Source organism: Paraglaciecola sp. G1-13 (assembly GCF_055809255.1).
The window spans coordinates 430,349-453,834 of the sequence record NZ_CM147903.1; the positions used below are offsets into that span (position 1 = coordinate 430,349).

Genomic DNA, 23,486 nt, shown 5'->3' on the forward strand with positions numbered 1-23,486 from the left:
ACTAATGTTTACCAAGTTTAGGTCTAAGCAGGTATTGATCAGCAGTATAGTTTCTATTTTATTGCTGCTAAACGGTTGTGTGAATAATACTGAACAATCACTCACACCAAAAGTTAGCGTTCAGCTATGGTCTGTAAAAGACGCCGTAAAAAGTGACTTTGAAGGAACATTAAGTGAATTAGCAGATATGGGATTTGATGGTGTGGAATTTGCCGGTGAATTTGGCAAATACAAAGAAGATCCAACAGCACTCAAATCGTTTTTGGACGGTATTGGGATACAAGTTAGTGGAGCGCACCTTCCTTTTGAAAAATTAAACTCGGAGAATTTTAGTGCAACCACTCGTTTTTATCGCGCACTAGGATGTGACACGTTGATCATTCCTTTTGATAAAAGAGCATTTGATGATAGCCAAGTTGACAACCTTATCGCAGACTTAAACCGATTGTCTGCTCAGCTGGCACCTTTGGGTATGAAGATTGGCTACCACAATCATGCGCAAGAATTTGGTGTTCATAAAGATACAACGTTTTGGGATTATATCGCCAAAAATACAAATGAGAATGTCGTCATGCAACAAGATGTGGGTTGGACGACTTACGCAGGTAAGGATCCAATTGAATATGTGAAACGTTATCCTGGCCGCACGCTCACAACGCATTATAAGGTAGAACTACCTGAAGGCACTCAAGGGAAATTGCCCCTAATTGGCCAAGACACTATTGATTGGGCAAACCTCATTGACGCGAATATTGAGTTTGGTGGGACTAAGTGGCTCGTTGTCGAACAAGAGACATACCCTAACGGCTTGACCCCTCTTGAAGCGGTCAAAGTATCTAAAAGTGGATTAGATTCTTTTTTACAAGATCTTTAATCACAGGTAACTCGATTTGGCTACTTTGCCCGTAGGAACGTTCTGTTTAATTGTTATGTTCTGTTGGGCTTGTCGCTAGAAATGTAGTACTAGATATTTAGGAATGAAATATATGCTTAACTCGACGGCGATTAATAGCATTTTAATCAGCGTACTGTTAATTTTTTCTACAGTGGTCTGTGCGCAAACTCAGTTGGAAAAAGATACCTCTCAACCGAACATAGTGTTGATTTTAACGGATGATCAAGGATGGGGTGATGTGGCTTATAACGGTAATAATTTGATCGACACCCCAAATATTGATGGAATAGCGAAACAGGGCGCTACGTTTTCACGGTTTTATGTTAACCCTGTTTGTGCACCCACCCGCGCTAGCTTATTGACCGGTCGTTACTCTTTAAGAACGGGGGTTCACAATGTTACGCGGGGCGAAGAAGCGATGAGGGCTGAAGAAGTAACGTTAGCCGAAGTTTTAGCTGACAAGGGATACGCAACTGGTGCTTTTGGAAAGTGGCATAACGGTGCATATTTCCCGAATACCCCTCTAGGACAAGGATTTGATGAGTTTGTGGGATTTACCGCAGGGCACTGGAGTGAATATTTTGATACAGAATTAGAGTTCAATGGTGTGATGAAAAAGACGTCTGGTTACATTACCGACGTGCTCACTGATGCTGCGATAGATTTCATTCGTAAGCAGAAAGATAAGCCTTTTCTTGCCTACATCCCCTATAACGCACCACATAGCCCCTATCAGGTCCCTGATACCTATTTTGAAAAATACAAAGCTAGGGGGTTAAACGATAGAACTGCCTCAATCTATGGGATGGTAGAAAATATCGATACCAATATTGGGCGGGTTCTGTCTGAGCTAGATAGCTTAGGCTTAAGTGATAAAACTATTATTGTTTTTCTTTCTGACAACGGGCCTCACCAAAGTGAGAATGTAGGAGGACGCCGTTATAACGGAGGTATGCGAGCAGGCAAAGGTAGTGTGCACGAAGGAGGCGTGAGAGTGCCACTATATATACATTGGCCAAATCATATAGAGGGAGGCAAGGTTGTTCAGGACATAGCCCAGCATATAGACTTGTTTCCAACTCTTCTTAACCTTACTGATGTTGATGTACCTCAAAATCTAGATATAGATGGAATAGATTTAACTACGCTACTTACATCCGCAAAAACCGAACTGCCATCAAGGATGCTGTATACACATAGGTGGAGTATGGGCGAGGTCGTACCTTCTCCTGGCGCAGTGCGCACTCAACAGTGGCTAGCTACGCTTGAGGAAGGTAGTTGGTCACTGTACGACGTTGTCAATGATAGCGAAGAGCAGCACAACCTCGCTACTGAATATCCCGCTCAGTTGGAAAAAATGTCTAAGGCCTACTTCTCTTGGTTTGAAGATGTGACGTCAGCGGGGTTTGACCCTATACCGGCTGATATCGGTCACAAAGGTTATCCCGTGGTGATGCTTGAAGGGGCTAACGCTTATTTAACAGGTACAGGTATTGGCTACGCCGGAGGCAACGGTTGGGCGCATTCTTGGGTAACTAATTGGATTGATCCCGAAGCTTATATGACATGGCATATAAATGTCGTCGATGCCGGAGCTTATAGTTTATCAATGCGCTACGCGCTAAATGAAGACGCCAAAGGTATGATTGTGAGAGTAGAGATTGGTGATCAGCATATTGATACTAAAATTACTAAGTCTCACAAACGCAAAGCGTTACCTGCCAGTGATCGAGCTCCAAGGTATTCAGTTTTTGAACAAACTTGGGCAACGGTCGATCTTGGAAGTATTAACCTACCTAAAGGGAAGGAAGAGCTCCATATCAAGATTTTATCAAATCCAGGAACGCAAGGGATTGAAGTGAAAGACTTATCGATGACTAAGCTATAGTCGGTCAGACATGATCCGCTACTTAGTTGTAGCGGATCGATTGAGTTAATATTTATTATTTATTTCAAATGCGGATAAAAATAGCCTATTTATTTCTCGGGGCGGCAGTACTTCCACGTAAAACAAATTCGATAGGTAAGACATATTCTGTTTGACTAGGGTTGAGCTCGTCTATCAATTGAAATAGCAGTTCTGCTGATTTTTCTCCGATTCTCTCGGCTGGTTGAGCAACTGTTGTTAAAGGGGGGTCTAAATAGCGTGATACTTCTAAATCATCGAAGCCTGTAATAGATATATCTTGAGGGATTTTCATACCTCTTTCTTTGAAGCCTTTCATCGCACCTATAGCCATCTGGTCATTCATGCAAAAGATAGCGGTTGGAGGTGAATCCATAGTTGCAAATAGAGCAGAAGCATTAAGTCCAGACCAGTATGAAAAGTCGCCCTCTAGCACTAACTTTGGGTCATAAGTGATTGCGGCTTCAGATAATGCCTTTCTATACCCTTCTAGGCGCTCGATTGCATGTGGGTTTGTTTTTAGTCCGGTAATCACACCAATACGAGAATGTCCGATTGAGATGAGGTATTTTACTACTTCTTTAGCTGCGCCAATGTTATCGATTCGTACCGAGGGGTACGGAGTGTTTTCACAACCACTGGCGTTTACCGCAAGCACTTGGGAACGAGGTAGAGCGGAATCAAAATCGTTATAAGGTCTAAGTTGGATTATACCGTCTGCTTGTCGAGTTTCGACTAGATTGATATATTCCTCTTCACGGCTTGAAGAGTCTCTTGTGTCGCCTAACAGCACGCTAAAACCTCTTCTTTGAGCTACTGTTTCGATGCCTCGGATGACAGTAGTAAAAAACAAATTTGCTATATTAGGCACTAAAATAACGATGCTTTTAGCTGTTTTGTTGCGAAATTTTTGAGAAAGCATATTTGGCCGGTATTGCAATTTCTCTATCGCTAACTGGACTTTCTTTAAGTTTTCTTTTGATAATGTTTCAGGTTTACTTAACGCCCGTGAAACTGTTGCCGTTGAAAGGCCTGCCTCTTTAGCAACATCTCTAATTGTTGTCACAGCGCTGATTCACTCCTAATGTCACTATGTTGTTTTGATAAGTGCAATACCGGTTACTTTTGTGTAAGTATAATAGATATTTACAAATATTAACTCATTATATAGTAATGAAAAATTTTTCGTAACCAGTTACATAGAACTACTGAAACCATAGTAAGAAAAGCTAGCTGAAGATGTTTTACCATTTGGTTATATGGAAAATTTTATAACTATGAGGTTTAAGCGAATATTGGCTTGCAGCTGTGCGGCTTAATCCGCACAGCTTTATATCCTTTAGCTTTATTGGTAGCGTTTCAATAATTCAATTGTTTTTTTACTACCTTCGTACTCTGAAAGACGATCCCCTTCAAATTCAGCACTATAAGTACCTTGGAAATTTGCAGCAAACAAAATATCCATACATCGGTCATAGTCGATAGTCGTTTCTCTGCCAGATGCGTCGAAATCGTGTGCTTTCGCACTGATACCCTTTGCGTATGGCGCGAGATCCATAATGCCTTGGTATCTGTCATACCAACGAGGTGGCTCAATATTCCACCCACCCATAAAGAAGTTATCGAAGTCTAGGAATATTCCGCAATTTTTATGGGCTGTTTTGTCAATTAACATCGCCAACCACGCTCCAACATTTGATTGATATCCATGATTTTCAACAAGTACTTCTAACCCATATTCAAGCCCAATTTCCGACAAGTCATAAAGGCCCTCCGCACATTGATTAAGACGCTCCAAATAGGTACCGTCACCGTAAGCATTTACACGAAGTTGGGTGCAGCCTAGTTCTGCCGCAGCTTCCATCCATGGAATATGGTTTTCAACGGCTTGCTTTTGCAACTTGGAGTTACTGTTTCCAATCGACCCGGTTTCGTCGCACATTAATAGCTTAAACGAAATTCCATCGTCCTCAGCTCGTTGCTTGAACTCTTTCAACCAGGCCTTATCCTGAGCGTGCCCAAACCACAGTACATTTACCAGGTCGACCGTTGAAACTCCCAAGTCTCGTGCCACCTTGGTGATTTCTCTTGGGTCCATATTACCCATTAATACCTCGTCAGGATTTGAATGCAGCGTTTGCTTAAATTTTGCATTATCATCTCTACTGGCTCCGAACATTGCTCTGTGAAAGCTCCATTGGGAAATGGAAATATCAAATCGCGAAGAATTTCTGAAGTCACTACCGCTAATCGCTGCATTGGGCATCAGCATACTCCCCAGAGCCATAAGGTTAAATTGACGTCGGTTCATGGTATTGCCCTATCTGTGTCCCTATTGTTTTGCGCATAACATACGTAGGGAAGTTAAAAGATTTTTATAGTCAAAATTTAAGATTTCAATTTATGTTTACATATTTTCCGTGAGACTCCTTTAGACTTTTTAAGCAAACTATTAGGCTAGGTCCTCAAGTGATTTTCCTTTTGTTTTCGGCATCATATATAGAACCCAAAAATGACTCATGGGGTAAATCGACTGATAAAAGTGACGTTGAAAGATTCGCGAGTGCGGGTACTGCTTCTAGGGCCTGCATAACGCGCGATTCCAATCCTACTAACAGCGAAATGACGCAATTAGATATAAAAGTGATTAATATTCCGAAGACAATTTGAAATTGATACATCGTCGCTAACCTACCTCTATGATTAGCAGCTGCAATTTCATAAATATATTCAGGAACGACGATTGATGATATTCCTGGGACCATACCACCAATGAATCTTAGCATTGAAAAGGGAATTGGGGCGGGCGCAAGTGCCGAGATCAAAATTAATATTCCCACTAAGATCAGTGTTTTCTTGAGTCCTAAATTATTACACGGAATATTCATAAATAGGGCACCAATCACAGTTCCCCATAGGGCGTAAGGCATAATCCATAAACCATGGTCGTAAGATGTCAGCCCCCATAACTCTTGAATAGGTCTCTCTGCTCCAGATATAACTACGGTATCAAAGCTAAAAAATAAGCCTGCTAGCGAGACTGCGACAGACGAGTACATGATTTTTTGTGTTTTAAATACTGTCACGAATCTGCTCAGCGCTTTTAAGCCATAGTGCATTGATACGTTCCCTTTAGTATTTGCTAAGAGAAGTTATGAGATGCGTAAGTTCATTATTTTAACAATGGGTTAAACTCACGCTTCACGAATTAAGTTACCGGTTACATTTAAAACGTACCTAGTCACATTCAGAGCTTACTACTTTTATACTGAATGATTCTTAAGTTAACAAATTTGTCACAAAATAACCAGTTACAATTGGTATTGCAACTTCTCGCTCTCATATTTTCATATGTTTAGGGTTATCAGGGGAGGGGCCTGTTGAGAGGGAGGGTATTGTTTTGCTTATTAAAATTATGAGTGTGTTGGATAGCCTTTCCCAAAGTTCACTTCGTATCTTTCAGAGCTAACGAGTCTGAATATTCTCGTTAGCTGCAGAAGGCGGAGTGTTAGAGAGCCTAATTTAGTGCTTGTATAACTTTGCAAAAGAAGTGGCGAATATTTGTGCGTTCTAGAGTTTTATATTCATTTAAATCAGTTGGTTAAGCATTTTTTTCAGTATTTATGTAATTAAAATGTTGATCATTTGTAATCGGTTACGTTAAGCTTCCACTCAGTTATTTGGTTGCGATTTTTTTTAAATCTATGTGTAACCGGTTACTTTGTTGGTTTGGATGCACATATTAAGTTAGTAATTATTCGGCACTGAATATTTATAGGTGAATGGGATGCAACCTAAGCTACGTATCAGAATATAAATAAGAAACAGGAAATAAAATATGCTTTTTGAAAATACAAATTTTAAGCGCAGTATTTTGTCGGCTAGTGTTTTAGCAGGGCTGTCCCTAGCATCCAACACACTCTTTGCTCAACAAACGTCTGAGGTAGAGCGTGAAATCGAAACTGATAGTTCAGTAGAAGTGATTCAAATTAGAGGTATTAAGGGCTCTCAGATCCGTTCAATAAATACGAAAAGATTTGCTGCTAGCGTTGTTGATTCAATTTCGGCAGAGGATATAGGAAAGTTACCAGATGCGACTATTGCAGATTCGTTGCAGCGCGTTTCAGGGGTACAGATTACGCGCTCCGCAGGTGAGGGCGCCCGATTAAACGTTCGAGGTATGCCACAGGTTAATACAACACTAAATGGTGAACAGTTTTTAGCTGCTGGTTCAATAACTACAGTGCAACCTGACTTTGCTGACATACCTTCTACGATGGTGTCTGGTATGGACGTGATTAAATCGAACACGGCTAGTGTACTCAGCGGCGGTATTTCAGGCACTGTAGACCTGAAAACTCTTAGAGGTTTTAATCTTGATGAAGGCACTACTTTCGCTGGTTTAGCTGAACTTACCGAGGGCTCGTTGGGAGATGACACCGATGGAAGACTTTCTATTTTTGGTGGAATTAATACGGGCACCATTGGCGCTACAGTAAACGTGGCTTATCAAACATCCAACTTAGCTGATTATACGTTAGGCTCGGCCGGCGATGGTTGGTTTCGTGGAGCTTCTGAAGACGGGCCTGGTGGAGGGCGATTTGCTCGTTCTCCCGATGACATAAACGGGGACGGCGACTTCAATGACGGTTTCCAGTCTTTCCAAGGGCACCAAGCGGCAAATAAGTTTACGGATCGTGAGCGGTTGGGTATCAATGCCTCTTTTCAGGCGCAATTATCAGATAGTTTTGTACTAACGGCTGACGTGTTTTATACACAAATGGAAGAGTATCAGCGCTCGGCAGCATTTATTGCGAGCAATGCGTGGCAAGGTAAGTGGGGGTGGTTTAATCCTATTGAAACAGTAGCCCGCCCAGATATACACGATGCGGATGGAGGGGACTTTCATTCAGTCCAAGCTGCCGAGCTTCAGGCTCGTCGTACTATGTCTCATTCTGAAACGCTATATTCTGACAGAGACTCATTAAATACAAATATTGAATTAGAGTTCGATAACGGTGGGGTATTCTCAGGCAGTGTTCGTTATGTACACGGCAGTGCAAAGAATGATCAATATGGCGGATTTGCGGATAACTACATCAATGATGGTTCTCAAGTAGGTGCAACTTTTAAAGGCCCCGGTGGTGAAGTGATAAGTGCGGTAAATCCTTGGGGCTATGCAGGCCAGCCCGCATTAGATGCAGCATCTCAACCAGTTTTAGATTTAGACGGAGCTCCCGTTTATACACAAATCCCAGTGGGGATCCGTTATTCAGGTGATAATCAGCACTGGGAATTACCCACGATTGATGGCGAAGTGTTAGGTTCAAATAGTAGTCGATATGCAGCCACGTCCATCAACAACAACGGAAATGAAACTGACGCCACACTAGATGTTGTTAGGGCCGATGGTAGTTATATATTTGATTTGGGTGACCTTGCGTCTGTAGATTTTGGTGTTCGGGCATCAGAACGTGAAGTTGAAAGATTTAACTGGAATGGGTTGGCCGAGTTCACAAATGGGAATGGAGATGATTTTGTTGCTCGGTGGAAAGATACTGCATCAGGCGCACCTGTTACTGGTGAATCTTACATTCCCCCTATATCGTTTGATGACCCGCGTATCGCCGATAACATCATCCAAATAAGTGACTTTGGCGGAGCAACAGGGCTGGGTGGCCTCTATTTTCTTGATCCTAAGGCGCTGGACAACGCCGCGGACTTTAATACCAAGTTATATGGCTCCAATATTAAAGCGATAAACCCGGACAATACCTTTGTCGTGAACGAAGAAACGATTTCTATTTATGCTCAGGCAAATTTCAGTGGTGAATTGGGCGTCCCTTACAATGCAAACTTAGGTTTTCGCTATATAGAGACAGATCTGGAAATCACGCAGCACGAAATTGTATCGGGCACGACCGCTGTTTTTAATAATAAGACTTATTTGCTCGGGCCTGGGGCTGAGAATTTAGACGGTGGCGAAACAACCACTAGCAATGATTATAGTGACTTTCTGCCTAGCGCAAATATTTCGTTTGAAATCGCTGATGACCAAATTTTCCGCCTTTCATATAACGAAACGTTGAGCTCTCATGATGCCAATAACTTAGGTAGAGGACTGAGTGTGACGCGATTGATACAACCTGATGGGTCGTTTCAGGCACAATCAGCATCTGCCAATGGCAACCCAAACTTAAAGCCTTGGCGTTCTACTAACATTGATGCTTCATATGAATGGTATTTTAACGAAACAGGGTTAGTGAGTATTGGTGTGTTCAGTATGGATATCGAATCATTCATTGAAAATGGAACTGTGATACGTAGTGACATAACAGATTCAGACGGACAAGTAACCAACACAAGCGTACCCACAAGTACGATCCTAAATGGAGATGGAGGTAAAATAAAAGGAGTTGAATTTAGTTATCAACAAGCATTCGACTTTCTCCCCGAAGCCATAAATGGTTTAGGCATGATGTTTAATTACACCTATGCACCAAGTGATAGTGCCAACACAGATTGGTATGGTGACGAGTTACCCATTGGTGATAATTCTGAAAATCAGGCAAATACCGTAATATATTGGGAGAAAAATGGCTTAGCGGTCCGAGTGGCTCACAACTATCGCAGTGAATCCTTGGTTGGCGTGACCAGCATATGGGATGATGGAGCTCAAGTGAGCCGACCATTTGCCCATTACAACGAGCCAACAAGTTATGTTGATATGTCGGTCAGTTACGATATTAATGAAAATATATCGGTCTATGCGCAAGGAACAAATATAACTGAGGAGTCTCAAGCTCAATATCTGCAGTGGGAAGATAATCGCCAGAAACAGTTTATCAATGAAGCTCGATATACTCTTGGTGTCCGCGGTCGTTTATAATTAGTTGATTATTATAGAAGCCACTTCTTATCTCAAGAGAAGTGGCTTTTTATATGATAAATAAAAGTTAGAAGATTGAACTATTGAATAATATTTTTTATTTATTTGATTAAGTATTTAGGGTAGTTTAATAAGCTCCTACGTAAAAATTCTCGTGATTTGTCTAAACCTTGAACTTGATGTTTATCGCTTGGTGATTTTAATTTTATAGGGAAATAACCATGGCCAGCTAAGATAGCGTACCAAGAGGGTATTGGGTAATATTCCTGTAATCCCAACTTTAACACTAACTGGCTAATATCTAATCCACTTTTCCAGCCTTGTAATAATTTCTGTAATCTAGGTGAGATGTTTTTTAAATTGTTGCTGTTATTTTTCCAATACTCAGAGTCATCTCTTGAATTTAGAGTGTAGTGCAAAACAATATAGTCTTTAATTCCGTCAAAATCAGAATTAATTTGATGGTTAAATTTTTCTTGGAATTTATTCGTGAATCCGCCCTGCTGGTATGCATCCACAAACTTTCCGACGGTTTGTTGAATTAATAACAAAGCGGTAGCTTCTAGAGGCTCTATGAAACCCTGTGATAACCCTACAGCTAAACAGTTGTTTTTCCAGTGCTTGTTTTTTCGTCCTAACTTAAATGATAAATGACGTACTTCTTGCTCACTATTAGTAATGTCTAAATGTTTCTTTAACTCTTGTTCAGCTTGTTCTTTGTTAACATATCTAGAGCTATAAACGTACCCATTACCGTTGCGATTGGTTAGGGGAATTTTCCAAGCCCAGCCATATTTTAGCGCTGTGGCTTCAGTTTGAGCTCCGATCGCATCACTATCTAATGGCGTCGAAATAGCAACAGCTGAATCGTTGTACAGTTCATCTTGATAGCTAATAAATTCAATGTGGGGTAATTTGTTAATTAAAAGCCCCTTAAAACCACTACAGTCAATGAAAAAATCACCTGCGATCTTTTGATTGTCTTTCAATATTACTGCCTTAATATCGTAATCTTTTGATAGTTCAGTATCTTTGACATGACCCACTTTATAATTGACACCATTCCCCATAGCTATTTTTTTGAGATACTTCCCTAGCAAGCCTGCATCGAAATGGTAGGCATAATCTATCTCGAATGGAAAGTTTTCATTAGCAATAGGTAATTTTTTTTGCTCCGATATTTTTGCAGCTAAATAAAAGCTGCTTGGGTTAGCTGATAAATCTATCCCAGTGGCCCTTAATTGAGCATTATAAAAAAAATTGTTTTGTATGTGCTGATCTATAGTTGATGGGAATGAATGGAAATAACTTTCATAATCTTTAACTGTAGACCAGTTATTAAAACGGATCCCAGTTTTATAGGTAGCATTGCACTCTGGCATCCATTCATCTTCTCGTATGTTCAACAAATCGAAAAAATTTCTTAGTGCGGGAGTGGAACCTTCTCCTACCCCAATAATTGGAACTTCTGGTGACTCGACCAAAGTGATATTTATGTCTTTAAATGAATGAGCTAGTATATTTGCGGTCATCCATCCGGATGTTCCGCCTCCCACTATTATTATGCTTTTCATGTCTAATCCAGAAAAATATGGTTATCAAAGTATAGTTAATTAAAACTAATCATTAAACAGTAATTTAGCCTTAAACTTATAATTGGGAAACCTATTTTCTATTAAAAATGAAATGGGTTTTTGTTTTATTTTGTTTTGGATTGATGGGGATTTTAATGGGAGTTTACATTGTTACGTGTGTTGAAAACGCGGATTTACAGTTGAAATAAATATATTTTTATCTGAGTTTTCGGTTATGTAACTAATGATCTTTAGTATATTTTGAAAACTATTTACGAAACTTTTTTCGTATCGTTTAAAGTTATATTTAGTTAGATTTTATGGGTAATTGAGAGATCTAGAATGACATGGATTGATGTAAAAATTTGATTTTTTATAACTCTAAATAGAAAATTATCTCATATTGGGCGAGTTAACGTGCAAAATTTTCGTTAAAAAGTATCTTTTTTATCGTTCTTTATTATGTGCGAAGGGTGATGAGAACGTCTAATGAAATAGACGATTAAAATCGTAAGATCTAGCAATTAATGTGGATTTATCCATACCTAATGCAAGAGTTATTTGTTCGCTAGGGCAAGTGATTGAATGGCGCGGAAAATCTACACAAAATGCCTACGTTTAACAATTTAATCGCACTGTTTGGCATGAGTGGCTAGCCTTAGATATGTTTAAAAGTGTCGAGAAATCACAAAATTCAGCGACAGGTTGGCTATGGATCAGCAACAATGAAAAACCTATTATGGCGATAGGTAGTGTGCACCTGAGCAATTATTGAGAGCGGCTTAAAGATTTTCTACAAATGGCTGCTGCTTAAAATGGGGTATTATAAAATTTCGGTTTAAGAATTTTTTGCCTATTTTGCTTCGAAAAAGAGTGAACGTTTGGGGCATGCTCTACACTGTGTAGACGCTACTTTCGTGATTTGAATAGCAAACTAAATGACTTCTTTATCAGCGAAGAAAGTCTAGCAAAAGTGTACTTTGTTAAAGAAAGTTAAGCATCAAAAAGAGCTTTATATTTACGGCAAAAGTTACTTTTTTGTACATCTTTTTAGAGTCGTTTAAAGCAATTTTTTGACTGAGTAACATAGCTTTTTGAACCTTTATTTAACTCATTTCATTTACTCAAATCGGCCATTTTTCGTTAGCGTTAAAAGTCGGGCTACACAGTTTGATTAAACCTCAAAAAAACGCTGAAATCATCGAGTTTTATGCGTTCTGCATTACAGATTATTTGCAAGTCAAAAAACGGGCTCGCAGCGTAAGCAAAATGCGTTACTCCTAAAAAGGAAGATCTAAAATTTTGATCCGCCTCCCCCCGTTACTCCTAACTTTTTTTGTTAGGAGTAACGCATCTTCCTTTTTAGGAGTAACACTTCAAATTCCAGTTGAATTAGTTGTTTTCAGGGTAGTAAAATTCACCATGATTGGTAAGGGCTTTACGATTTTACTTTAATAATAAAATGAGTAGAAAATTCGCTCTGTTGATTGCTTTTGACATCTAAGTTGTTGATGGTTTTTCATCGAGCACTTTTATGACATTGTGAAGTCTCTCGTGTTAAAATTTCATAGCGCAAAGTAAGAGCAAAATTACGTCAGTTGAAGTATAAAAAATTCATGATCCGTTCTCTCAGGAAAGGCACATAGATTTGTACAAATTGGGTTCAGTATGATTCGTTTAGCTGGGGGCCGCTTGCTCATCTGTAGAGAGTCGTTCCATTTTTTTGGGGAGGAGGTGTAGCCACATCGTCACTTGCTCTGACAATGTTGAATAAGACAAAGTCAGCTGTGTCTTTGGTAAGTCTCTGAGGGTAGTTCTCCGAAGCGGTTTTTATAGTATTCAGCGAATCTGCCTAAATGATTAAACCCGAACATTAATGCGACATCGGTGACCGAGATATTCTTCTGATTTGAAAGCAGAATCTGACGCACTTCAGAGAGCTTTTCATTACGCACATACTTCATTGGTGACAAGCCAACAAAGTGGCTGAAATGTTTGGTTAAGGTGGCAGGGGCAACATCAGTGATTTGAGCTAGTTTTTCCAAGGTGATGTGTTGCTGAATATTTTGGTGAATAAAATCTTTTGCGCGGTGGATCGTTTTTGGAGCTACGCTAACGGTTTCTTGTAATAGCCGTGTATTGTAATTATGTCGAGTTAAGTTTAGCAGCATTAAACACAGCGTATGCTCCAACTGTTGCAACAGAACGAATGTTGTCTGTGGCTGTAACGATAACTCTAACTGCTGAGATATAAAGTGAACCGCATTGAGCCAACTCTTGCCCTCAGGGCTGTTCAGATCAAACGTTGTCTCAAATACCAATGGGATGGGCAGGGCACACCCGAGTATATTCACAAGTGTTTCTTCTATCTTTTTCTTGTCGAGTCTGACGGTAAAAAAAGCGCAATCTTGTGACCAGAGCATTCTCATCTCTTGATTTGGCGAGATAATGCTCGCTAAACCAGGTCTGATAATCGTATTGCTACCTGCGACTTCTACTTGGTCGCTTCCCTTCCAAGGGACTTGAACCAAAAAGCTATTGCTTATTTGTTCTGTTTCAATTTTCACCGCAGTACCATATGAAATATACACTAACGCTGATTTTCCGAAGGGGGCTTCGTTGACTTGGGTAGAAAATGTGTTGCTTCTATTGAGTAGCGTAAATTGGTGAGGACAAAAAATATTCGCCACATTTCTTTGGGCCTCATCTACGCTTGAAGACGAGAATTTGGAAAATTGGCTAAGGGGAAAAATGGGATTCATTTCATCACAAGTTAAAAACGCTTTCTTTTTTAGTAACCCGAATGTACTTATCTTGTCAATAAATATCAAAAGTGGATAGTCCCGCGTTTATTCGGATAGTGAGCGTGTGAATTATCCCCTAGTGTTCTAACGATTATTCTAATAAATAATCGAGGAACACATGGCCGATAAACCATTAAATACAAACGTTTCAACAGCGAGTTATTGCATGATGATATTCATGCTTTTAGTAACCACTGCGTGTAAAGCATCTGAAGAAATAAAGCCGGTACCTGCTAAAAGTGTCTCTTCTTCAGGCGTGTCAGATACGCGCTTGGTTAACGCTGAGTCAGAGTCAGAAAACTGGTTATCTCATGGTAGAACTTACAAGGAGCAGCGTTACAGCACCTTAGACAAAATAAACCTTGGTAACGCCTCAAAGCTTGGTCTTTCATGGGCTTTCGATTTGGAAGGAACTCGCGGTTTAGAAGCTACGCCGATCGTGGTTGACGGAGTAATGTATTTCACAGGTAACTGGAGCAAAGTGTACGCTCTTAATGCTGTTACGGGCGAGCAGCTATGGAAGTATGATCCTAAGGTGCCTCCTGAATGGGCGGTTCATCTGTGCTGCGATGTCGTCAATCGAGGTGTCGCCGTTTGGGAAGATAAGATCTATGTAGGCACTCTCGACGGTAGATTAGTCGCAGTTAACGCTAAAGATGGCTCGCTCGCTTGGGAAGTTCAAACCACACCCACTGACAAACCCTACTCAATTACCGGCGCGCCAAGAGTGGTAAAGGGAAATGTTATTATTGGCAATGGAGGTGGAGAGTTTGGTGTGCGCGGTTTCGTATCAGCTTATGATGGGCGCACAGGGAAACAGAAATGGCGCTTTTATACAATGCCAGGCGACCCTGCGAAGCCTTTCGAAAATCCCATTCTGGAGATGGCAGCCAAAACATGGAAAGGTGAATGGTGGACGCTAGGCGGCGGTGGCACGGTATGGGATTCTATGGCCTACGACTCAGATCTTAATTTACTGTACGTGGGTGTCGGTAATGGCTCTCCTTGGAATCAACAAATACGCAGCTCAGGGGGGGGGGAGATAACTTATTTTTATCTTCTATCGTTGCCGTAAGGCCAGACACAGGTGAATATGTTTGGCATTACCAAACCACACCGGGTGAAAGTTGGGATTACACCGCCGCTCAGCAAATGATCCTTGCAGAATTGGAGCTTGAAGGGCAGAAACGCAAAGTCATTATGCAAGCGCCGAAGAATGGCTTTTTCTATGTGCTTGACCGCGAAACGGGTGAATTCCTGTCCGCTGAGCCCTTTGTTATTTTGAACCCACAATTTTAACAAACGTGAATAACACAATGGATATTTTTAGGGAAAAGATATTCGGGCCAGTCGCGCCAATTTTTAAATTTAAGGATGAAAAGCACGCTACTGAAATGGCTAATGATACTGAGTTTGGCTTAGCTTCGTATGTTTACACTAGTAATATTGGGGTTGCATGGCGAATGACAAAAAATATTGAATACGGTATGGTCGGTATTAATAAAATTGCGATAGGGTATGAAATGGTACCTTTTGATGGCATGAAAGAATCAGGTAACGGTCGAGAAGGCTCCAAATATGGCTTAAAAGATTATACAGATATGAAATACATTTGTTTGGGTGGATTAGATAGTTAATAACGTCATTGATGTTGCCCCAATTAGATAAATTTTTATTTGAACGCTCTCAGTTTTAATAAATAAATGGGCTATTAATGTTTCATCGAATTTAATAGCAAAAATAATATTCTAAAATTATCTAGTGTTACGATTTAAGTTATAAGACGTTTTTTACATGGACATTTTTATATCCGAACGAAATAATGCTAATTTAATCGGACGTGCTCTCTTTAGCGCCATGTCGTTTTATTACCCGCCAAAATGATCACTAGTTAGGCGCCTAGGATTGCGATTATTGTCTATTAGGTTATACATTGAATAGCTACTGATCGCCGTCCTTTACTCTTTCGAATAACATCACTACATCTCAAGTCAAAGTATAAATATGGCAAAAACTCGAAAGGTCAACATCGATAATGGAGGATGAACTTTGGAAACCGTATTGATAACTGGTGCCTCTAGAGGTATTGGTCTTGAATTAACCAAACAATTTATTGGCCTGGGCTATAAAGTCATTGCCACCTATCGCGGAAAGCAAACTAATGGGTTGAGCGACTTATCTTCACATAATAACTTGTTTGTTTTTGAACTCGAAGTTACAAATGAAAAATCTATTTCGATGCTTTCAAATAAACTAAAAAATATTACGATTGACATCCTCATCAATAATGCAGGAACAATTCATCCTGAAAATCAACAGTTTGAAACAATCGAAGCTGAAGGTTGGCTTAATACCTTCGCCGTTAATACTATAGCCCCATTGTTGGTTAGTCGTTCATTACTCAGAAATTTAAAGCAATCTAAAAAACCAAGAATTATTACAATTTCAAGCCAAATGGGGTCATTGAAAAATGAGGGCACAGAATTGTATGCTTATCGCAGCTCCAAAACAGCCGTAAACAAGGTCATGCAGTTAATGTCTTTAGAGCTGAGAAAGTTTGGTGTGGCTGTCCATCCCGTTCATCCTGGTTGGGTTAAAACAGACATGGGAGGTTCTGACGCGGATATTTCAGTTTATGAAAGTGCTTCAGGCATTGTTACTTTGGCTAAAGATTTGACACTAGAGCAAACGGGACAATTTTTTGACTGGGAAGGCAAACAGGTTGAGTGGTAAATACGGATAATAATTCATTCGTACAACCTTATAACATTGAAAAGCTTGGGATCTATCACAGCTTTATGGCTGGAAAGTTTGATGAGCACTTATGGGTTATCGCACTAGGGTCTTCGCAAGGGCGTTATCCTCAGGTTCAATTCAAACTCATGAAAGCTGCGATGGAACGGCTTATCGTTCCAGCAGAAGTCACCTACGTTATAAAATACAGGAAGCATATGTTAGAGACCGAATGTCGGTATATTCCTATTAAGTGCAAAAACCCTTCCGCTCATTGAAATTCGCTCGCTAATAAATAGGATTGCACTTTCTGCAATAAATAAGTGCCACGCGCAAAATAAGTATTCATATCACACTCCTATATATCTGAAGCGTCTTTACTAACTTGTCTACAGGATTAGTTCTTCGATTATCATCAAAGTGACTTTTTATGCTCGACTAGGAAATATGGATCCGGGATTTCGAATAATCGGATTCTATTAGAAAGATCGGTTGCATTTAATATCTGATAAATTTTCTTGACTTGAATTGACCTTATTGTGATTGATTATGATTAAAAATGCTTGACTGTGTTTGTTATCGATGTAATATTTATGTTACAAAGTTCAAATAAGTACTTTCAAACTAATTGATTGGAGTGATACGCAAGATGCCGAGCAAAAAAGAAGATTTTAAACATGTCGATTATAGCTGGGATGATTCTTTAGCAAATGAGTTAACGCCGATTGAGAGTCTTGTTTATCGTTCAAACATATTGGGCGCAGATCAGCGCATAACCAATACAGGCGGTGGTAATACTTCTGCAAAGCTTATGGAAAAAGATCCCCTTACTGGAGAATCAGTTGAAGTTCTATGGGTTAAGGGGTCCGGAGGTGATCTACGCACGGCTAAAAAAGAGAATTTTTCGTCTTTATACCAAGGGAAATTGCAGGCGTTGGATGCGACTTATCAAGCATTTCCCGATAAAGGATACAAATCTGCCGGTGAAGACGCGATGATTGGAATGTACAAACATTGTAATTTTTGTTTAAACCCCCGCGCTTCCTCAATTGATACGCCGCTTCACTCAATGATTGAAGATAAACACGTTGACCATTTGCATCCAAATGCGGTTATTGCTGTTGCATCGTGTAAAGCGCAAGAAGAGTTGACTGAGATTATTTGGGGCGGAAAAATGGCCTATGTGCCTTGGATGCGCCCAGGTTGGGAAGCCGCTAAAGTATGTGAAGATGCGTATGCAGCAAAGCCTGACTCTGTAGGTATTTTACTAGGACAGCATGGTCACACTAACTGGAATAGTGAAAGTAAAAGTTGTTACGAAACTTCTCTTTGGGTTATTGAAACGGCCGCTCGGTATATTGAATCTCACGACAAAGGCGATGCTACGTTTGGTGGGGCTAAATATGAAAGCTTGACTGAGCAAGCACGTAAAGATTTATTAACCCAATTTTTACCAGTGGCGCGAGGACTGTTATCAAACAAAGTTAGGTTTATTGCGACTGTGCAAACCGACGACAATGCATTGAAATTTGTAAACAGTGTTGATGCTAAAAGACTAGCGAAACTTGGCACTTCTTGCCCCGACCATTTTTTACGTACCAAAATTCAACCTTTGTATGTTGATTTCAACCCACAGGCGGACAACTTTGATTCCCTTGTTGATAAGCTAAAAGCGGGTATCGAGCAATATCGCCTAGATTATATCGAATACTACAACACTTGTAAGCGCGATGATTCTCCAGCGATGCGTGATCCAAGCCCAACCGTTATACTGATTCCAGGGGTGGGGGTCATTGGCTGGGGTAAAAATAAAAGTGAATCACGGGTAACAACAGAGTTTTATAACTGTGCTATTGAAGTGATGCGCGGCGCAGAAGCCATTAGTGAATATACTGCACTGCCAATGCAAGAAGCGTTTGATATTGAGTACTGGGCATTAGAAGAAGCTAAGTTGCAACGTATGCCAGTTGAAGCACCATTGGCCCGTAATGTAGTTGTTGTAGTGGGGGCGGGTGACGGCATAGGGAAAGAAACAGCACATCGAGTTGCCAAAGAAGGAGCTCATGTAGTCTGTGCAGATTTGCGTTTCGAAGCAGCCCAAAAGACAGCGGATGAGTTATCGGCAATATATGGGCAAGGCATTGGCGTGGCTGGAACAGGGATCTCAGGTTGTGGTCCTGCGATAGCGCTAGCAGTCAACATCACGCAACGTGACAGCGTAAAAGCCATGTTTGATGATGTGCTGCTTGCCTATGGTGGTATTGATAACGTCATTGTTACTGCGGGTGTTTTCTTATCACCGGGTGCTGACGAAGATAAAAACGATGAAATGTTTGATATTAGCTTTGATGTCAACGTGAAAGGCGGATACATAGTCGCTACTCAAGCGAATAAAATTTGGCAAGCTCAAGCGCTTTCTGGCTCGTTAGTATTAACGACTAGTGTCAACGCGGCGGTATCTAAGAAAGGATCTCTCGCCTATGACACAAGCAAAGCAGCTGCAAATCACTTAGTCCGCGAACTAGCTATTGAGCTGTCGCCTTTAATTAATGTAAATGCGCTTGCGCCTGCGACCGTGGTTAAAGGCAGCACTATGTTCCCTCGCGACCGCGTAATGGCATCACTGACCAAATACGACATCGCTTTTGCAGAATCAGAAGATACTGAAACGCTGCGCACCAAATTGGCCGAATTTTACGCCTTAAGAACGTTAACCAGGCAAGCAATTACGCCAGCTGATCAAGCTGAAGCCGCTTATCTATTAATTTCAGGTCAGCTTAGCAAGACAACTGGGCAGGTACTGTCTGTTGATGGTGGTCTTCATGAAGCTTTCCTGCGCTAAGCCCAAATAAAATAGGACATAATATGACTCAACGTATCGATAAAACTCTCATTGCTGACCAAAACGCGACCTTAGTGGCCGATTTACAAGAAGATTACCAAGCGCTAGGCAACAAATTAGCACGTGCGAATATTAATATTGACGATATCACAACTAAAGCTGAAGAGTTCCAAATCGCAGTGCCTTCATGGGGTACGGGGACAGGTGGTACACGTTTCGCACGTTTTCCGGGTGAAGGTGAGCCACGTAACATTTGGGAAAAGTTAGAAGACTGCGCGGTCATTAATGATTTGTCTCAGTGTACTGAGCGTGTTTCTCCGCATTTTCCCTGGGATAAAGTGGATGATTTCTCCGAATTAAAGCAAACGTCTGACAGTTTAAGCTTGAAATGGGATTCGATTAATTCGAATACCTTTCAAGATCAACCCGGCCAAGAACATAGCTTCAAATACGGAAGCTTAAGCAATACTAGCGAAGCATCTCGTGAATTGGCGATTCAGCACAATCTCGATTGCATTCAATGGGGCGAAACGCTCGGTTCTAAAACCTTAACCGTGTGGGTGGGGGATGGTTCAAACCATCCGGGTCAGCAACATTTTCAACATGCGTTTGAACGATACTTAGAAAGCATGAAAAAGATTTATGCCGGCTTACCTAATGATTGGGAATTGCACATAGAGCATAAAATGTTTGAACCTGCTTTTTATTCAACGGTGATCCAAGATTGGGGTAGCAATATATTAGCGGCGATGGAGTTAGGTGAGCAAGCCAAGTCACTAGTTGATTTAGGCCACCATGCACCAAATGTTAATATTGAAATGATTGTATCCCGTTTGATTCAGTTCAAAAAGTTAGGTGGCTTCCATTTTAATGACAGCAAATACGGAGATGACGATTTAGACAGCGGCAGCTTGCACCCTTATCAACAATTCTTGATTTTCAACGAATTGGTTGATGCTGAATTCCGCAACCAAGAAGGGTTCAAACCAAACTACATGTTAGATCAGTCACATAATGTCACCGATCCGATTGAAAGCCTGATGAATTCTGCGGCAAGTGTACAGCGTTCTTACGTTTCTGCGTTATTAGTTGACCGCGCTAAATTGGCTGAGTATCAGGCTAATAATGACGCGTTAATGGCTAGCAACACGCTTAAGAATGCATTTAATATTGACGTTTCTCCTATCTTAGCGATGGCTCGTATGAAGAAAGGGGGCGCGATTGACCCAATTGCTACCTATCGCAAAGCCAATTATCGGTCATTGGTAGCAGTTAAACGCCCATCAAGTGGTGGCAGCGGTTCAGGTATCGTTTAAGTATCACTTTATCCAACAATGCAAGCAGTAAAGATATACAGCTGTCTTTGCTGCTTGGTATTGATAAAAAATAAGAATAATAAATGTCGGCTATCTTTTTAAGAACTAAGCAAGATGTCGATACTTTGGAGGTAAAATGTCGGCAGCTGAAGAATTTGAAACTACACCCGTTAGTCCTGCGAAATTACAATCAGCGAAAACATTCGCCGCTAGTTATGCTGGTGAACACGTTGCCGGTACGGAATTCGTTATCGGCGCTTTATTCGTATCTTGGGGGGTCGGCGCTACAGATGTGTTAATCGGCTTATTATTTGGGAATTTGCTGGCCGTACTTACTTGGGCCTTAATCACCGCACCTATAGCTACAGATACTCGTTTAACACTCTATGCTTATTTAGAAAAAATTGCCGGGCCTGGGACAATCAAATTATATAGCGTTGTGAACGGTGTTTTGTTCTGCGTATTGGCCGGGGCAATGATCACTGTTTCTGCTTCTGCCGTGAGGATTTTGTTCGGTATTGATGATCAGGTTGGATATTTTCCAACTGACTTTCGATTTGTTTTAGTTGTTTTAGGTGTGGGAGCAGTGGTGGTATATATGGCTGTCAAAGGCTTTAAAAAACTTGCTGCATTTGCTGAAGTATGCGCACCTTGGATGATTTTAATGTTCGTTGTTGGTGCATTAGTGATGCTTCCCACATCCGTAGCTGCTACTGCTGGAGTTAATGGAATTCATAGTTTTAATGACTTTTTATATGTAGCAAATCAATCAATTTGGAAAGATACCGACGGTAGCATAGGCATTTTGCACGTTGCAGCGTTCGCTTGGGTGGCTAATTTAGCCATGCACGGTAGCTTGGGAGACATGACGTTACTCAGATTCGCCAAAAGCGCTAAATATGGTTACTTTTCAGCATTGGGTATGTTTATTGGGCACTATTTAGCTTGGATTTGTGCCGGTATCATGGGGGCTGGCGCTGCAATTTTATTAAAAACCAGTATCACTTCTATTGATCCTGGAACCGTAGCTTATCAAGCGTTAGGGGCCTCGGGTATACTTGCCGTTATTATTGCAGGTTGGACTACTTCCAACCCTACGATTTACCGCGCTGGTTTGGCATTTAGTTCTTTGAATCACTCTTGGAGTCGCAGCAAAGTCACGACAGTGGTAGGCGTAATTACGACTATTATCGCGTGTTCTCCTTTTGTATTTTCGGGTTTACTTGGGTTTGTGGGCTATATGGGCCTACTGCTAGCCCCAGTTGGCGCTATTATTGTCGCAGAGCACTGGCTTTTTCCTAAAATTGGCTTTACTCGATATTGGTCTTCTTATAAAGGTAATTCAACGAACTGGGCAGCGTTCATTACGTGGATTGTTTCTATGTTAGTGGGAATAGCCTTGGAGACTTCGGGTTTACTGCATTTGTTCTTCATACTGGTACCACTGTGGACGTTTGCCACTTTTCTCTATATTGCTTTAGCTGCCAGCATGGGAGCAACTAAAATATTTCCTGAGTCAGTTATAGCCGAAGCGACGGAACTATCGCGAAAACAAGCAGAACTAGCCTATCTAGCGTCTGCCCAAGCTAGCTTGAAAGCAGTATCTAGCGATGCTCCATTCAATGCTATTGTGGCTAAATATATATCTTGGGCTGCGTTAATGGCCTGTGCATGCTTGGGGATTATGTCATACGCCATTAACAGTATTGGATTGGTGACAGCGTGGCTGATACTTCCAACATTGATTTACTTTATTACAGCTACTTATTCATATATTGAGATAAGCAAAGCTAAGTATCCACGCGTAGGCGATGATCTGCAGTTAAGCTCAGATTAGTTATAATTATATTTTAAAACATCATTATCGGTTAGATACTACTCTGATAATATTTTCTGGCACAAGTAAGCTACTTTGAAGGAAAGGTAAATCGCCTTTTAAGTAGCGTGCTAGAACACCTTATTAACGAGGATTTTTGGTGAGCAATAATATTACCTAGTAAATAACTCGTTTCTATTCTGTTTATGATTACCTACCTCTAGGTTGAAGTGACTATCGAGCCACAAATGATGACAGTCTTCATCCGCAGTTTCAGACATTAAAACTTTAGGCTGCGGTGAATAGGGGGACAGTAGGTCACTTATTCTTTACCTTCACAGTTATAAAGTAAAACACACTCTCTTCCTAAGACTAAAGCGACTAGATTTCTGTGTGATGCTTGAAATTAAACGTCAGAGCATATCCTTCCATAATATCTAGTGAATCGGCCAGCGACTGACTTTAGTCGTCAACGAAGTGCACAGTCAGCAGATGATACCAAAAAGTGAAATTGGACACGGTGCTTAAGCTTCACGAGGCTAGTCTGTGTTCATACGCTGTAGGTCATTTTTTCAGATGGTCTTCTAGTAACTTACAATGATTAAAACTTTATACATTTACAATCAAATTACTTCATAATGTGGTATTATTTTACACCGCAAGTTAGTGGTTTTGACCAATAGCACTGATCCCTTCATAAACAACATATTG

The 23,486-nt window shown here is 40.7% G+C and carries 15 protein-coding genes; 10 read left to right on the forward strand and 5 right to left on the reverse strand.

The annotated features are described in order from the left end of the window. Nucleotides 1-4: 4 nt before the first annotated feature. The gene (locus tag AC0L6N_RS01855; protein WP_473478349.1) at nucleotides 5-874 is read left to right on the forward strand and encodes a sugar phosphate isomerase/epimerase family protein; all 870 of its coding nucleotides are present in this window, start codon (nucleotides 5-7) and stop codon (nucleotides 872-874) included. Between the two features lie 112 nt (nucleotides 875-986). After that, nucleotides 987-2,783, forward strand: coding sequence for a sulfatase-like hydrolase/transferase (locus tag AC0L6N_RS01860; RefSeq protein WP_473478352.1), 1,797 nt, complete (start codon nucleotides 987-989; stop codon nucleotides 2,781-2,783). 85 nt (nucleotides 2,784-2,868) lie between these two features. On the opposite strand, the gene AC0L6N_RS01865 is transcribed toward AC0L6N_RS01860, so the two are convergent. The 3 genes from AC0L6N_RS01865 to AC0L6N_RS01875 form a co-directional block, all read right to left on the reverse strand. Beyond that, a complete protein-coding gene (locus AC0L6N_RS01865; RefSeq protein ID WP_473478354.1) occupies nucleotides 2,869-3,867 on the reverse strand; it encodes a LacI family DNA-binding transcriptional regulator in 999 nt (332 codons plus the stop codon). Nucleotides 3,868-4,146: 279 nt separating this feature from the next. Next, a complete protein-coding gene (locus AC0L6N_RS01870) occupies nucleotides 4,147-5,112 on the reverse strand; it encodes a sugar phosphate isomerase/epimerase family protein (RefSeq protein WP_473478356.1) in 966 nt (321 codons plus the stop codon). A gap of 154 nt (nucleotides 5,113-5,266) precedes the next feature. Then, nucleotides 5,267-5,887: an MFS transporter gene (locus AC0L6N_RS01875; protein WP_473478359.1), complete on the reverse strand. Its 621-nt coding sequence runs from the start codon at nucleotides 5,885-5,887 to the stop codon at nucleotides 5,267-5,269. Between the two features lie 752 nt (nucleotides 5,888-6,639). On the opposite strand from AC0L6N_RS01875, the gene AC0L6N_RS01880 reads away from it, so the two are divergent. Next, entirely contained in the window at nucleotides 6,640-9,690 is a 3,051-nt protein-coding gene (locus AC0L6N_RS01880; RefSeq protein ID WP_473478362.1) for a TonB-dependent receptor, read from the forward strand. 101 nt (nucleotides 9,691-9,791) lie between these two features. Here AC0L6N_RS01880 and AC0L6N_RS01885 read toward each other — a convergent pair whose 3' ends face one another. Further along, a complete protein-coding gene (locus tag AC0L6N_RS01885) occupies nucleotides 9,792-11,264 on the reverse strand; it encodes a tryptophan halogenase family protein (RefSeq protein WP_473478364.1) in 1,473 nt (490 codons plus the stop codon). Nucleotides 11,265-13,045: 1,781 nt separating this feature from the next. Continuing rightward, nucleotides 13,046-14,026: an AraC family transcriptional regulator gene (locus AC0L6N_RS01890; protein WP_473478365.1), complete on the reverse strand. Its 981-nt coding sequence runs from the start codon at nucleotides 14,024-14,026 to the stop codon at nucleotides 13,046-13,048. A 160-nt stretch (nucleotides 14,027-14,186) separates the two neighbouring features. Between AC0L6N_RS01890 and AC0L6N_RS01895 the strand changes: the two genes are divergently transcribed. The 7 genes from AC0L6N_RS01895 to AC0L6N_RS01925 all read left to right on the forward strand — a co-directional run bounded on the left by AC0L6N_RS01895 (nucleotide 14,187) and on the right by AC0L6N_RS01925 (nucleotide 22,796). Then, the gene (locus AC0L6N_RS01895) at nucleotides 14,187-15,143 is read left to right on the forward strand and encodes an outer membrane protein assembly factor BamB family protein (RefSeq protein WP_473478367.1); all 957 of its coding nucleotides are present in this window, start codon (nucleotides 14,187-14,189) and stop codon (nucleotides 15,141-15,143) included. Continuing rightward, complete coding sequence (locus tag AC0L6N_RS01900; RefSeq protein ID WP_473478370.1) at nucleotides 15,074-15,367, forward strand: hypothetical protein; 294 nt, start codon at nucleotides 15,074-15,076, stop codon at nucleotides 15,365-15,367. Before AC0L6N_RS01895 ends, AC0L6N_RS01900 begins: the two co-directional genes overlap by 70 nt. 17 nt (nucleotides 15,368-15,384) lie before the next feature. Further along, nucleotides 15,385-15,705 (forward strand): aldehyde dehydrogenase family protein, encoded by a 321-nt coding sequence (locus AC0L6N_RS01905; RefSeq protein WP_473478373.1) that lies wholly within the window; start codon nucleotides 15,385-15,387, stop codon nucleotides 15,703-15,705. A gap of 412 nt (nucleotides 15,706-16,117) precedes the next feature. Then, on the forward strand, nucleotides 16,118-16,801 hold the full coding sequence (locus tag AC0L6N_RS01910) for an SDR family oxidoreductase (RefSeq protein ID WP_473478374.1): 684 nt from the start codon (nucleotides 16,118-16,120) through the stop codon (nucleotides 16,799-16,801). A gap of 649 nt (nucleotides 16,802-17,450) precedes the next feature. Beyond that, a complete protein-coding gene (locus AC0L6N_RS01915; RefSeq protein ID WP_473478376.1) occupies nucleotides 17,451-19,643 on the forward strand; it encodes a bifunctional rhamnulose-1-phosphate aldolase/short-chain dehydrogenase in 2,193 nt (730 codons plus the stop codon). Between the two features lie 23 nt (nucleotides 19,644-19,666). Further along, the gene (gene rhaI, locus AC0L6N_RS01920) at nucleotides 19,667-20,959 is read left to right on the forward strand and encodes an L-rhamnose catabolism isomerase (protein WP_473478379.1); all 1,293 of its coding nucleotides are present in this window, start codon (nucleotides 19,667-19,669) and stop codon (nucleotides 20,957-20,959) included. Between the two features lie 136 nt (nucleotides 20,960-21,095). Further along, nucleotides 21,096-22,796, forward strand: a complete 1,701-nt coding sequence (locus AC0L6N_RS01925) for a purine-cytosine permease family protein (RefSeq protein WP_473478381.1) — start codon at nucleotides 21,096-21,098, stop codon at nucleotides 22,794-22,796. The last annotated feature ends 690 nt before the right edge of the window (nucleotides 22,797-23,486 follow it).